The organism is Paenibacillus sp. 01T442 (assembly GCF_056398345.1).
Genome location: NZ_JBFTPF010000005.1, coordinates 175,505 through 189,913, shown reverse-complemented (window position 1 = coordinate 189,913; position 14,409 = coordinate 175,505). Strand labels below are relative to the sequence as shown.

The window sequence follows — 14,409 nt, the reverse complement described above, 5'->3', positions numbered from 1 at the left end:
TCATTAAGCCGCGACGTCACGTCTGCGAAATATTTCCCAGGAAAGTACGTTGAATAACAAAAAGTAGCACACAAGCATGGTGATGGAGAATCCTAACGTCATTCCCTCTGCTAGTGGCCGTCCCTCTAGATACGGAGTGAGATCCGTATTCGCGAATAGGAAGTATTTGCCCCACGTATACCGCAAGAACAATAAGGTAATCACTTGGCCAGCGAACATAATGAAAATGCTAAGGCCGATCGCAAGTGAAGCACTGCGAAACACAGTGGAAATCATAAAGGCCAGTGTAACGATCATCACGAGCTCAATTAATTTAAGTCCATAGGTCGCAAACACATAGAATAACATGTTTTTCTCCTGTACCTGCCCTGCGGCATTCACAATTAAATGAGGGAGACTCAGCCGCCCAAACCCATAGTAGAAGCCGTTGACAATCAAAGCAGTAATGAACAAAACGACCAGTAACGTAGCTGCAAAAATAAGTGTTGTCAGATACTTCGACAATAAGATCTTCGATCGGCTAGCCGGACGAATGAGCAGCAGCTTGATGGTTCCCCAAGTAAACTCCCCAGCTACCATATCTCCAGCAATAATGACTGTGAAAAGCGTAACCACAATAATCAAGCCAGAAGCAGTGAGCATTCCTTCCCAAATCGTGTTATCAATCGGTGGGTAGTTGTGATCCAGCATGTATTGCTGAAGCGCACTTTGTTCTCGCATCTGCTTCTTGAAATTCTCTGGAATATCTGGATTGGCAAGCTCTGTCTTATTGTGTTCAATTGTTTCGGAAGCCCTTAATTTCCAGCTGTCATCATTTTTGTTCGTATCGGAATGCGATAACACACCAGTGAGCACGACGATGACAATTAGCAAAACCACTAGAATCCATGTTCGAAGTCGACTATAAATCTTCATATGCTCATTCTTGATGAGATTAAGCAATAGGATCACTTCCCGTCATTTCTAAAAATTGATCTTCCAGCGACTTCGATGTTTTGCGGATGCCATATACGGAAATCCCCGCCTCTACGAACCGCTTAGTCCACAAAGCTATCTCTTGTTTGTCGAGATCCATAACAAGCTCGGCATCCATAACTTCTACTGGATACCCTTGAGCAGAAGCTAACTTCACGGCTTGTTCAATCGCGTCCACCTCATAGACGACCCGCTGTTTACCGTCCTCCTGAACATATTCCTTGATAAGTCTAACATCAACTAATTTCCCATTTTGAATAATGGCTACACGGTCACACATCAGTTCCATTTCCGCTAACAGATGCGAAGAAACAATAACTGAAATTCCTTCCTCGCGGGTAAGCTTACGCAAATGATCTCGAAGCTCCCGTATGCCAGCTGGGTCCAACCCGTTAGTCGGCTCGTCCAAAATAAGAACCGACGGCTTATGCAGAAGCGCTTGCGCAATGCCTAATCGTTGCCGCATGCCCAGCGAATAGGTTTTCACCTTGTCATGAATGCGATTCGTCATCCCGACAAGATCGATCACCTCCCCAATTCGCTCCTCGCCAATACCTGGAATCATCCTGGCATAATGAACCAAATTCTTATAGCCGCTTAAAAATTTATACATTTCCGGATTTTCTACAATCGCGCCAATATGACGAATCGCTTGCTCAAAATGTGTGCGAATCGAGTACCCGCCAACACGGATATCCCCCTCCGAAATCGACATCAGTCCTACCATCATCCGGATGGTAGTCGTTTTACCCGCGCCATTAGGCCCGAGAAATCCGAACACCTCGCCACGCGGCACATCGAAACTGAGCTTATCAATGATGGTCTTAGAACCAATTCGTTTGGAAATATGATCCACCTGTACGATGGGCGTACCAACCTCTTGTGAAGCTGACATTCGACATCTCCTCTCTTTTTTAACCAATATAATCCAATCCTAGCTTACTTCGGCTGTCATGCCTAGAGATTTTTCAGTCATATGACTGTGCTCACTATGGCTTTTCCCTAATTTTATGTACAATGGTAAGATACGAACCGTTAGTAAAAGGAGCTCATCTATGATCCAAAGAAGACCGTGGCACGGTGTGGAGTGGTCACTGTTTATCGTCTTGACCGGCGCTGCACTGCTTGGTTTACTGTATAGCTGCCTTCACATCTATGAACAACCATTTTCCCACATCCTGTTGACTATATTGGCCATAATACTCTCTTATGGGGCTCCTTTTATATTCTGGCGACCCCACTATATCAATCCGACATGCTATCCAATTGCTGTTCTACTAACCGGTATTCCCCTGCAAATTTATTTGGCTTGGATGAAGCAGGACGCCTTACTTACCATTAATTGCCCAATTATGGTCATTGGATTCCTCACCGACCGAAAAAATGCTTGGTGGACCGCTCCTATTTTCATGTTAGGCATGCCGATGACTTACTTTTTCCTTCTACATAGCGGCATGGGAGTCGGACAATTATTTAGTTTTATCCTGAATGCTGTTCTCTTCTTCGCCATTGGATTAAGCTTACAACGCGCCGTTACTTCTAACGAGAAGACCGAGAAGCTGCTAGGTGAGAACCAACGTCAATACCATTTGATCCATGAGCAAAATAACGTCCTTGAGCAGTACGCGAATCAAATTGAGCAGCTTACTTTAGTTGAAGAGCGCAATCGGATGGCCCGTGAGCTGCATGATACCGTAGGACATACGTTCACATCCGTCATTATGGGCATGGACGCCGTCTCGTATTTGATCGAGGTTTCGCCCGAGAAAGCCAAGGAGAAGCTCGACGTCCTGCGCAATGTAACTAGAGGTGGTCTAGAAGAAGTGCGCCGCAGCATTCATCAGATGGTCCCCCAAGAGGGCGATCTGCTGCTATCTCAGCAACTGTCACGACTTGCCAATGAATTTGCTTTGCACACAGGCACACAGATTCACTTCACGACGGTTAGTGACGAGTTCGAAATTCCCAAACAAACCAAGCTCTCTTTAATTCGCTGTCTACAGGAATCACTGACAAATGCCAAGCGTCATGGTAAAGCAGCTTCTATTGAAATTGTGCTAACCTACGCCGATGACCAAATCTCCCTACGCATTGAAGATGATGGTGTTGGCTCCGAACAATTGAAAATGGGCTTCGGTATTGCCGCGATGCAAGAACGGATAACGGCGCTGCAAGGCACTTTGCAAGTACGCTCCCTGCCTGAACAAGGGACCGTTGTCCATTGCTTTATTCCTGTCAAACGTTTTCCAACGTTTTAATCGTTTTAACCTTTTTAAACCTTATAAACCATAGAAACCATAGAAACCGTAAACCCTATAACCCCTTTTAATAGCTGCGAGGAGGATTTGCTATGACTGTAAACCAAGCTCCGCTCAAACTGCTCCTGGTCGATGATCAGGATTTGATACGTGAAAGCTTACACATTGTACTGGGCATGGACCCCGATATTGAGGTTGTCGGCTTAGCTGAAAACGGGCATGTCGCTGTAAAACTAAGTGAAGAAATGCAACCCGATGTCGTTCTAATGGATATTCATATGCCGGTTATGGATGGAGTTGAGGCTACACGTCAGATTAAAGCTACATGGCCGCATATTCGTGTCATTATTTTGACCACATTCCAGGAAATTGGCTACGTTGTAGATGCACTTAGTGCAGGAGCTGAAGGCTACTTGCTCAAAGCCATTCATCCCAAAGATCTTGCCGCAGGAATTAAATGGGTCCATCAGGGCGGCACCTTAATTCCGCATGATATTGCCAAAATGCTCGTCCAGCAAGCACGTGACGGTGGAAGCGGGGCTTCCTCAGAAGATAAGGAAGAGAGCAGCGTTCGTATTGAGACGTATGGCCTCAGCGAACGTGAGCTGCAGGTACTTCACAGCATCGCCGACGGCCTCAATAATCGTGAGATCGCCGAGAAGCTATTCTTGTCCGAGGGGACTGTGAAAAACTATATCTCCAACATCTACTCGAAAATGGACGTTCGAGACCGTGTTCAAGCATCGAAAAAAGCGCATGATGAGGGGATTCTCTAATCGAGGGGAATTTCATGAGAAATGCCTTAACCTGTGCTTCAGGTGAATAGATGGATTTTATGTAGTTAAATTTTGGTATTCCCTGATCAAATGTAGAATTGATGGATAATGTACAGTTAATTTAAACAAATTCTCCCAATTTAAACAAAACAGGCAGTTTTACCTACCTGTTCTACAGTTAAATCGAATTTCCGAGGAAATTCATCCTAAATAGCTGTACCTTTTCCAGTTAAAGCAAATTGGAAGAGTATCCATATTGGCGTGCAAAAAAAGACCGCTCTCCTCTAAGAAGAAGCGGTCTTTGCTGTTGATACGACTATTCGAAGAGCTTTTCGAGAAAACCCTTTTTTCTTTTACGAATCTTACTATAGCTCTTTACTCTTGAAAAAGGTAGGGACGTATCTTCCGTTGACGAATCATGGACTGGACCAGCGCTGAGACTGACTTCCTCCGATATCACTGGCGTATGTTGAAGCTCCATCTTATCTTCTTGATTCGCCGCATGCTGATGGACAACAATCGTGTTGACCAATTGCTCATGCAGTTTGTTCTCAAGCTGGTGCCTGCATAGTCGCAGAAATTGCTCTTGCTGTCTATTCTGGAGTTCAAACTGCTCATGAAGTTGCGCTTGGAGCTCTTCTACCTGCTTGGAAAGTAGCATGACGGTCTTTTGCAAAGAATGCAGATCCTGTGCCCTGACTGGCTCATCGCTCCCAACCTCATCAGAATACTCCTGATTCCCGACCATTAATGCTTGTAGCTCCTCAGCTGTAAGAAGATCTTCTTTCCTCATGCGCTTCCCTCCATTTCCGTACAACTTGCAGCCTATGCTTGGACTGCTCCTTCTTCTATTGTACATGAGTTTACGGAAATGTTCACGTTTATTAGTCTAATGAGGCGAACCAATTGATGTGCAGCATCTCGCAGTATCCACTAGATGAGAAAAACTTCTATCGAAGTCCTTCGAGGATGAGCGACCGCGTTTTAAATGTTGTTTTTATCGCCAATAAGAATTTGTTCTTCCGAGTATCGGAAACTTATAAATTCTTATGTGGTAACAAAAAACTGCTTACAGGTAACTCTCAACCTGCAAGCAGTCTAACAAATCTTATGGCAAATTCGATGATCCCATCAAGAAGCGATCCACTTCACGCGCTGCAGCACGACCTTCGTTGATCGCCCATACCACGAGACTTTGCCCGCGACGCATGTCGCCAGCAGCGAAAACGCCGTCTACGTTCGTAGCGAACTTCCCGTAATCCGCTTTCGCGTTGGAGCGCTCGTCTTTGGCTACGCCGAGCTGATCCAACACAGTGTTTTCTGGTCCCGTGAAGCCCATCGCAATCAACACCAGCTGCGCCGGGTAAACCTTCTCGCTGCCAGGCACTTCAACAGGTACGAACGCGCCCTTCTCGTTCTTCTGCCACTCGATCAGAACCGTGTGCAGCTCTTTCAAGTTGCCGTTCTCATCCCCCACGAATTTCTTCGTGTTGATTAAGTACGTCCGCGGGTCTTCGCCCTGAAGCGCAGCCGCCTCTTGCTGACCATAATCCACTTTCAACACCTTCGGCCATTCCGGCCAAGGGTTGTTCGCTGGACGTGTCTCCGGTGACTTCGGCATGATCTCAAACTGCGTCACGCTCTTACATTTGTGACGAATGGAAGTTCCTACGCAGTCGGTTCCCGTATCACCACCACCGATAACGATCACGTCTTTGCCTTCGGCGGAAATGAATTCACGATCCGCATGCTCGGAATCGAGCAAGCTCTTCGTGTTCTTGCTCAGGAATTCCATCGCCAGATGAACACCGCCGAGTTCGCGACCCTCGATCGGTAGATCGCGGCCCTTCGTAGCTCCGCCGCACAGGACGATCGCATCGAATTCCTCTTGCAGCTTTTCGATCGGGTAGTTCACCCCGACGTGAGCACCCGTTACGAAGGCAATTCCTTCGGCTTCAAGCAGATCTACACGACGCTGGACATACTTTTTGTCCAGCTTCATGTTCGGGATACCGTACATCAGCAAGCCGCCAACGCGGTCTGCCCGTTCGAATACGGTAACCCAATGTCCAGCTTTGTTCAACTGCGCTGCTGCCGCAAGTCCGGAAGGACCTGAACCCACAACCGCAACCTTCTTCCCAGTGCGCGTTTCCGGCGGTTCAGGCTTGATCCATCCTTCATCGAAGCCTTTATCGATGATCGCTTTTTCAATGCTTTTGATCGCAACCGGCGTATCCTTCAAGCCTACTGTACAAGAGCCTTCACAAGGCGCTGGACAAACACGGCCCGTAAATTCCGGGAAATTATTCGTCTTGTGCAGACGATCCAAGGCTTCGCGCCATTGACCGCGATACACGAGATCATTCCATTCCGGAATGAGGTTGTTCACTGGGCAACCAGCGGCCATGCCGCTGATCAATGCCCCTGTATGACAGAAAGGAATCCCACAATCCATACAACGGGAGCCTTGTACCTGTAATTTATCTTGCGTTAGTGGTGTCGCAAACTCTTTCCAATGGCCAATTCGGACCAGCGGAGAAGCTTCGGATGCCACTTCACGAGCGTGTTCTATAAAACCGGTTGGTTTACCCATTTACGTTTAATCCCTCCTGAGTTTCGTTAATTTCCACCGACACGGGAAACATCTCTCATATTCGCCTCGAAAGCAACCATGACCGCTTCTTGTTGGCTTAGACCGGAGCGTTTCACTTTCTCGATAGCATCAAACATCCGTTTGTAGTCCTTCGGTATAACCTTCACGAACTTCCAAACGTACTCATCCCAGTGCTGAATAACCTGGTGGGCAACGCTGCTATCCGTAAATGTGGCATGATGCTGGATCATCGTTTTCAATTCATTCATCTCATACGTTTCTTCCAGCTGCTCGAGGTAAACCATCTCTTTATTCACTTTGCTTTGGAAGTCACCATTCACATCCAATACGTAGGCAATACCGCCTGACATACCCGCTGCGAAGTTACGCCCTGTTGAACCAAGAACAACGACTCGACCACCTGTCATGTACTCACAACCATGATCGCCTACACCCTCAACGACGGCACGCACACCACTGTTTCTTACGCAGAAGCGTTCGCCCGCGATACCACGGATGTAAACATCCCCATCTGTAGCACCATATAAGGCGGTATTGCCGATAATCACGTTTTCTTCTGGTACAAAAGTCGACTTACTCGACGGGAAAATCGCCAGCTTACCGCCGGACAATCCTTTCCCTACATAGTCATTGGCATCTCCTTCGAGGGAGAGTGTGATCCCTTTCGGTACGAAAGCACCAAAGCTTTGACCCGCTGATCCTTCAAAATGTAGACGAATCGTATCGTGCGGCAAGCCATCTACGCCATGACGGCGTGTAACTTCACTGCCCACGATCGTTCCGACAACGCGATTAACGTTCGTAATAGGCAGAATCGCATGAACATGCTCTTTGCGCTCAATCGCTGGCTCACAAATATCAAGCAGCTTCGTCATATCCAAAGAGCGATCCAAGCCGTGATCTTGCTGCATTTGGCAGAAGCGACCGACTTCTTCGCCCATATCTGGTTGGTGCAGCAGCGGCGTAAGATCGACGCCTTTGGCTTTCCAATGCTCGACCGCTGGCTTGGACTCCAAGATATCGGTACGTCCAACCATCTCTTCAATTGTGCGGAAGCCAAGCTCCGCCATCATCTCACGCACATCATTGGCGATGAAGGTCATGAAGTTCACAACATGCTGCGGCTCTCCAGCAAATTTCTTGCGAAGCTCCGGATTTTGCGTAGCAACCCCAACCGGACAAGTGTCCAAGTGGCAGACGCGCATCATCACGCAGCCTATTGTAATTAGTGGAGTCGTTGCGAAGCCGAACTCCTCGGCACCGAGCAAAGCAGCTACGACCACGTCGCGCCCAGTCATCAGCTTGCCATCCGTCTCAACGACGATACGGCTGCGCAGGTTGTTCAGCACGAGTGTCTGATGCGTCTCCGCCAGACCGAGCTCCCACGGCAGTCCCGCGTGACGAATACTCGTCTGCGGTGACGCGCCTGTGCCTCCGTCGTAGCCGGAGATGAGGACTACGTCCGCTTTCCCTTTGGCTACGCCGGCAGCGATCGTGCCAACACCGACTTCGGATACCAGCTTAACGCTGATCCGTGCCCGCGGGTTGGCATTCTTGAGATCGTGGATCAGCTCAGCGAGATCCTCGATCGAATAAATATCATGATGCGGCGGCGGCGAAATCAAGCCTACGCCTGGCGTAACTCCGCGAACCTCGGCTACCCAAGGGTATACCTTGGTTCCCGGGAGTTGGCCGCCCTCGCCGGGCTTCGCGCCCTGCGCCATCTTGATCTGAATCTCGTCAGCGTTGACGAGATAGTGGCTCGTGACGCCGAAGCGGCCGGACGCCACCTGCTTAATGGCACTGCGGCGAAGATCGCCGTTCGCATCTGGCGTGAAACGCTCCGGATGCTCGCCGCCTTCGCCGGTGTTGCTCTTGCCGCCGATGCGGTTCATCGCGATCGCGATCGTTTCATGCGCTTCTTTGGAGATGGAGCCGTAGGACATGGCTCCTGTCTTGAAGCGCTTGAAGATCGACTCGATCGGTTCCACCTCTTCGATCGGAATCGGTGTGCGTCCTGCTTTGAAGCTCAGCAGTCCGCGTAGAGCCATATATTTCTCGTCTTCACGTTTGACGAGTTTGGAGAAATTTTTATACTGAGCATAGTTGTTCGTGCGAACAGCAGATTGCAAAGCATGCACAGTTTCTGGCGTATAGATGTGATCTTCCCCATCTCTGCGCCATTGCAAGTCGCCACCTGTATCCAGCACGCGATCGCGTCCTTCTTGTTCAGAGAACGCACGGCTGTGACGCATCAAGGCTTCCTTCGCAACCATTTCGATACCAATACCACCCACTGGGGTATACGTCCAAGTGAAGTAGCTATCTACCAACTCTTGGCTCAAGCCAATCGCTTCGAAAATTTGCGCCCCGCGATAGCTCTGAATGGTGGAAATACCCATTTTCGCTAACACTTTGACTACACCTTTCGTCACCGCTTTGATGTAGTTATAGATCGCCTTCTCATGATCAACACCAACTAGCTGCTTACGCTGAATCATGTCATCTAGCGTTTCTAACGCCAGATAAGGGTTGATCGCGCCTGCGCCATAGCCGAGCAATAGGGCAAAATGGTGCACTTCACGCGGCTCACCAGACTCGACAAGCAAGCTGACTTTCGTCCGAGTGCCTTGACGGATCAAATGGTGATGTAAGCCCGACGTTGCCAAAAGTGCTGGAATCGGCGCGTTTACGCTATCTACACCACGGTCGGACAGAATGAGCAGCGTTGCTCCATCGACAATGGCTTGATCTGCTGCCGTGTACAAGGACTGCATAGCACTCTCGAGGCCCGCTGTGCCTGCTGATGCTTCGAAAAGCGTCGGCAAGGTGACCGTTTTGAAACCATCACGCTGAATATGACGCAGCTTCGCCAACTCATCGTTGGAGAGGAACGGCGACTTCAAACGAATTTGACGACAGCTCTCTGGCTCCGGCTTAATCAGGTTGCGCTCTGGCCCAATCGTGGTGCCCTGCGCCGTAATAATTTCTTCAAAGTTCGCATCAATTGGCGGGTTCGTTACTTGTGCGAATAATTGTTTAAAATAGTTATAAAGCAGCTGCGGACGATCCGAAAGCACTGCCAATGGCGCATCCGTACCCATGGAACCGATCGGATCCACACCTGTTTTGCCCATAGGCTCAAGGGTCTTACGCAATTGTTCGAAGGTATAGCCAAAAGCTTGCTGGCGCTGCAGAATCGTATCATGGTCAGAGCTAAGTACAATTGGGGCCTCTTCCAGATCCTCTAAAGAAACGAGATGCTCATTCAACCAATCGCGATACGGCTGCTCGCTAGCGATGCTTCTCTTGATTTCTTCATCCGTCACGATACGACCTTCTACCGTATCGACAAGCAGCATACGTCCCGGCCTCAGACGGTCTTTGTACAAAATACGCTCAGGCTCGATATCCAACACACCAACCTCAGAAGCAAGCACGATGAAATCGTCCGTCGTTACATAATAACGAGAAGGACGCAAACCGTTACGATCAAGAATCGCTCCGATTTGACTGCCATCTGTGAAAGCAATCGCTGCAGGACCATCCCACGGCTCCATCAAGGTGCTGTGATACTCGTAGAACGCCTTTTTATCATCATCCATACCTTCATGTTTGGACCAAGGCTCGGGTACCATCATCATGGCGGCATGCGGCAATGAACGACCTGAAAGCATCAGGAACTCTAGGGTATTATCAAACATTTGGGAATCGGAACCATCGGTATCAATAACAGGAAGAATGCGCCCAAAATCTTCACCAAATAATTCAGAGTCACACATCGCTTGACGTGCATGCATCCAGTTGACGTTACCACGAAGTGTATTGATCTCACCATTATGAATCAAATAACGGTACGGATGCGCACGTTCCCAGCTTGGAAACGTGTTGGTGCTGAAACGGGAGTGAACAAGCGCTAAGGCAGATTCTACCTTCTCATCTTGCAACTCCACGTAATACGCATCCACCTGCTCAGGTGTTAACATCCCTTTATATACAATCGTCCTGCTAGACAAGCTAGAATAGTAAAATTGCGATCCCGGATGGGATATTTTGATAGCGTTTTCAGATAATTTACGAATAATGTATAGCTTGCGCTCAAAATCAAGATTTGTCGCAGTATCCGCGCTTTGACCAATAAACACCTGACGAACATACGGTTCAGCGGATATTGCAGAATCGCCTAACGAACTGTTATTGGTTGGAACGGTTCTCCATCCTAGAAATTGTTGCCCTTCTTGTTTGACTATTCGCTCAATGGTACTTTCGCAAGCTTGACGTGCCTCTAATTCTTGCGGTAAATACACCATACCTACGCCATAACTGCCGGAAATTGGAAGTTTAATGTTCTCTTGTTCACATGCGGATTGAAAATACGCGTCTGGAATTTGCATTAAAATGCCTGCGCCATCTCCCGTATTCTGTTCACAACCTTGCCCGCCGCGATGATCCAAATTACAAAGTACACGAAGCGCTTGCTTGACGATGGCATGAGATTTGACACCCTTGATATTGGCAACAAAGCCTATACCACAAGCATCATGCTCATTCCTCGGATCGTACAATCCCTGTTTGGGAGGTAATCCATTAATAGTCATGTTGTGCAACCTTTCTTCCCTCGTTTTCGCTGGACTTTGTTAAACGCATGCTGCTTTAAAGTACTAAAAAGTAAAAATTCAATGCTTCATATTTCGACTACATCCGCAATAAGTAGAGGAAATATTCTCAATATTTTTTCTATTATATTAACACTTGGTTTCCTATAGTTCAATTTAAAAATATTTAAATTGAAAAGGTTTTCATTTTAATAGAATCACCAGTTGGATCATAGTGTATAGGCACGATAAATGTTCGCATTTCCTATATAAATACGACTGGGTGTGCATGTGATAGCAAACTTTCTATGTTTCATGCTATGATAGCTAATACCGCTAGAACATACATCCAGATCCCACATCTTAGGAGGAGCTCTGTTTGAGTATACAGCATACTTTTGGGGACGGCATGATTACTGAGCCTCTTTATCAATGGCAGCTAGAAGCTCATCCGGTTGAAATTGAGCTTTTCCGCTCAAAGCCGGTACGCCGCCTGAAGTTTTTACATCATTTCGGAGCCTCGGCTCTATTTTCACCACTTACACATTCACGATTCGAACATACGGTTGGCGTTTGGTCACTCATGGCTCACTTTTGCCCAGAAGATCCTCATCTGCGCATTGCGGCACTGCTCCATGATATCGGGCACCTGCCTTTCTCCCATGCGGTTGAGCGGACACTTGGGTATAATCATCACCGTCAGACCGAACAGTTAATCGGGCAAGGCATCATCGCCGATATTCTGATCAAGCACGGCATTTCGCCGCGGGCCATTATTGATCTTTTGAAACAAGAAACACCGCTAACGAACAAATCCACGGTTCTTGGACTCGACCACTTGGATAGCTTCCTGCGCGATACTTACTATGCGGGTCGTCAGACGCTGCCGCCTTCGGAAATAGTGAAAGGACTTCGCTTACGCGGACCCTACATAGAAGCGAATGAGGCTTCAGCCACGGCACTTATTGATGCGATTGTTGAAGAACATCGACTTATCCTGCACCCACAGTTTCTAGCTATGGATGCGCTGCTGGCGAAAGCAACGGCACATCATTGCGAGGCAAATCCAGGCATGAAGGATCGAATCCCCGCACTCATGGATCATGAGTTGATTCAGGAGCTGCTGCAGAGCAATAATGAAACGGCTCGCGAAACGATCCATGTGCTCATGTATGAGCCTCATCGCATTCAAATTACACAAGAACCCGTACGAGGCAGCATCGAGGTCAAGATCGGGAAGGTTTACAGAAAACAACCGCTAATTGGCGAAAAACTCGCCTCTGAAGTTAGCTTTCAAGCTGCTGTGAAGCTGGCTGAACTGGATAGCATGGCCGCAACTTATTTTTTCACCATATAAACATCCGCAGAAGGGACTGTCCCAGCTTGGCAAAATTGTACTTTCGTTATGGCACAATGAATAGCGGTAAATCGATTGAAGTCTTACGCGTAGCTCATAATTATGAGGAACAGGGCAAAAAAGTACTTCTCCTCACTTCCGTTATGGATGATCGCTTCGGTGTTGGTAAAGTCGCTTCCCGCATCGGTATGCAAAAAGGAGCTATCGTCGTAGACGAACATTTGGATATGGTCGCTTTAGCGCAGACCGAGCGTCCGAATTGCATTTTGGTCGACGAGGCTCAGTTCTTGAACAAAGCCCAAGTCTCTCAGTTGATTGAAGTCGTCGATGAACTGGATATTCCCGTTATCGCTTACGGGCTTCGCGCTGATTTCATGGGACAATTATTTGAAGGCAGCAATGCACTTTTGGCTGTGGCGGATACGATCGAAGAAATTAAAACCGTTTGTTGGTATTGTGATAAAAAGGCAATCATGAACATGCGTTGCAAAGACGGCGTTCCTATCTTCCATGGTGAGCAGATCCAGATCGGCGGGAATGAAAGCTACGTTCCAGTATGTCGTAAATGCTATGCATCTAAGAAAAAAACAGATCGCACCTAGGATAGATATGATTTATAAAGAAAGGTGAGTTCCTTGCGTAAAAAACGGATTTTGCTATTATCTGAGGGCTTTGGGAAAGGACATACACAAGCTGCTCATGCGCTGGCCGGCGAGCTTCGGCAATCCTCGTCAGACATGATTACCCGCGTGATTGAGCTTGGCGCTTTTTTGCATCCTACCTTAGCACCCTGGGTCTTCTCGGCATACCGCCGCACGGTAACATCACAACCCAGACTGTACGGTATGCTCTATCGACATCACTATGATAAAAGGCCGAGTCGTGTAGCCAGTCTCGTGTTGCATCGCATCTTTTATTCACGAACGAGAGCCGTTATCAAGCAGTTGAAACCTGATTTAATCGTCTGTACACATCCATTCCCAAGCATCATTGTCTCTAGGTTAAAGCGCGAGGGACTGGATATCCCTCTCTTCACTGTAATCACCGATTACGATGTTCATGGAACGTGGATAGACTCAGCAGTAGACAAATATTTGGTATCCACGCCTCTTGTGAGAGAGCGTCTCATGCATTGTGGCGTTCAGGACAAGCGCATTGAGGTGACTGGTATTCCGGTTCATCCTAATTTCCGCAAGGCCCATAGCAAAGAACATATTCGTCAAGAATTTGGTCTCAAAGCTATGCCTACCGTCATGGTCATGGGTGGTGGCTGGGGTGTTTTTAAGAAAGAGGAAAAAGAAGAGATGCTGACTTATTTAGCGAGCTGGAGTAAGGATATTCAGCTGCTGATCTGTCTAGGCACGAATGAGAAAGCACGACTCCAGCTGCTGGAGGAGGATGTCTTCCGTCAGCCGAACATCCATCTGATTGGCTATACCACCGAAATTAGCAAACTTATGGATATCGCCGATCTGTTGATTACGAAGCCAGGCGGGATGACCTGCACAGAGGCAATGGCCAAGGGTATTCCCATGCTGTTCTACAGCCCGATTCCAGGGCAAGAAGAGAAAAATTGCACCTATTTCCAGGAAAATGGCTACGGACAGCGCATCACATCGGTCGCGATGATTGACCACTGGTTTAAACTGCTGCTCGAGCAATATCCCGAGCTTGCAAAGCGGAGAACGGACATCCGTGAAGAACAGAATGAGGAAAATCAAAGCTGTGCAACAGCGATCATTGCGTACCTGGAGCAGTCGGATAAGCGTTCCTATATTCAGGCATCATCAAAAACACCGCTCATACAATGGTAGTATCCATTGTAAGGGCGGTG

Annotated in this window: 10 protein-coding genes; 5 read left to right on the top strand and 5 right to left on the bottom strand. The window is 47.9% G+C overall.

All coding sequences use genetic code 11. The features are described from left to right. Nucleotides 1-3 precede the first annotated feature (3 nt). Complete coding sequence (locus tag AC1DLM_RS07360) at nucleotides 4-942, bottom strand: ABC transporter permease (protein ID WP_477569565.1); 939 nt, start codon at nucleotides 940-942, stop codon at nucleotides 4-6. Beyond that, on the bottom strand, nucleotides 935-1,870 hold the full coding sequence (locus AC1DLM_RS07355; RefSeq protein ID WP_477569564.1) for an ABC transporter ATP-binding protein: 936 nt from the start codon (nucleotides 1,868-1,870) through the stop codon (nucleotides 935-937). Before AC1DLM_RS07355 ends, AC1DLM_RS07360 begins: the two co-directional genes overlap by 8 nt. Nucleotides 1,871-2,030: 160 nt before the next feature. Here AC1DLM_RS07355 and AC1DLM_RS07350 point away from each other — a divergent pair, with 160 nt between their 5' ends. Continuing rightward, nucleotides 2,031-3,233: a sensor histidine kinase gene (locus tag AC1DLM_RS07350; RefSeq protein WP_477569563.1), complete on the top strand. Its 1,203-nt coding sequence runs from the start codon at nucleotides 2,031-2,033 to the stop codon at nucleotides 3,231-3,233. A gap of 92 nt (nucleotides 3,234-3,325) precedes the next feature. Continuing rightward, the gene (locus AC1DLM_RS07345) at nucleotides 3,326-4,009 is read left to right on the top strand and encodes a response regulator (protein WP_441988292.1); all 684 of its coding nucleotides are present in this window, start codon (nucleotides 3,326-3,328) and stop codon (nucleotides 4,007-4,009) included. Nucleotides 4,010-4,325: 316 nt separating this feature from the next. Here the strand turns inward: AC1DLM_RS07345 and AC1DLM_RS07340 are convergent, their stop codons facing one another. The 3 genes from AC1DLM_RS07340 to gltB all read right to left on the bottom strand — a co-directional run bounded on the left by AC1DLM_RS07340 (nucleotide 4,326) and on the right by gltB (nucleotide 11,221). Then, entirely contained in the window at nucleotides 4,326-4,802 is a 477-nt protein-coding gene (locus AC1DLM_RS07340) for a hypothetical protein (RefSeq protein WP_441988291.1), read from the bottom strand. A 315-nt stretch (nucleotides 4,803-5,117) separates the two neighbouring features. Further along, the gene (locus AC1DLM_RS07335) at nucleotides 5,118-6,602 is read right to left on the bottom strand and encodes a glutamate synthase subunit beta (protein ID WP_441988290.1); all 1,485 of its coding nucleotides are present in this window, start codon (nucleotides 6,600-6,602) and stop codon (nucleotides 5,118-5,120) included. Nucleotides 6,603-6,628: 26 nt separating this feature from the next. After that, a complete protein-coding gene (gene gltB, locus AC1DLM_RS07330) occupies nucleotides 6,629-11,221 on the bottom strand; it encodes a glutamate synthase large subunit (RefSeq protein WP_477569562.1) in 4,593 nt (1,530 codons plus the stop codon). Nucleotides 11,222-11,597: 376 nt separating this feature from the next. Here gltB and AC1DLM_RS07325 point away from each other — a divergent pair, with 376 nt between their 5' ends. From AC1DLM_RS07325 to AC1DLM_RS07315, 3 genes are read left to right on the top strand one after another with little or no spacing between them, the layout of a single operon-like run. Next, a complete protein-coding gene (locus AC1DLM_RS07325; protein WP_477569561.1) occupies nucleotides 11,598-12,575 on the top strand; it encodes an HD domain-containing protein in 978 nt (325 codons plus the stop codon). A 26-nt stretch (nucleotides 12,576-12,601) separates the two neighbouring features. Continuing rightward, on the top strand, nucleotides 12,602-13,177 hold the full coding sequence (locus tag AC1DLM_RS07320; protein ID WP_441988287.1) for a thymidine kinase: 576 nt from the start codon (nucleotides 12,602-12,604) through the stop codon (nucleotides 13,175-13,177). Between the two features lie 33 nt (nucleotides 13,178-13,210). Next, nucleotides 13,211-14,389 carry an MGDG synthase family glycosyltransferase gene (locus tag AC1DLM_RS07315; protein ID WP_477569560.1) on the top strand — a complete coding sequence of 393 codons (1,179 nt, stop codon included), beginning with the start codon at nucleotides 13,211-13,213 and terminating at the stop codon, nucleotides 14,387-14,389. The last annotated feature ends 20 nt before the right edge of the window (nucleotides 14,390-14,409 follow it).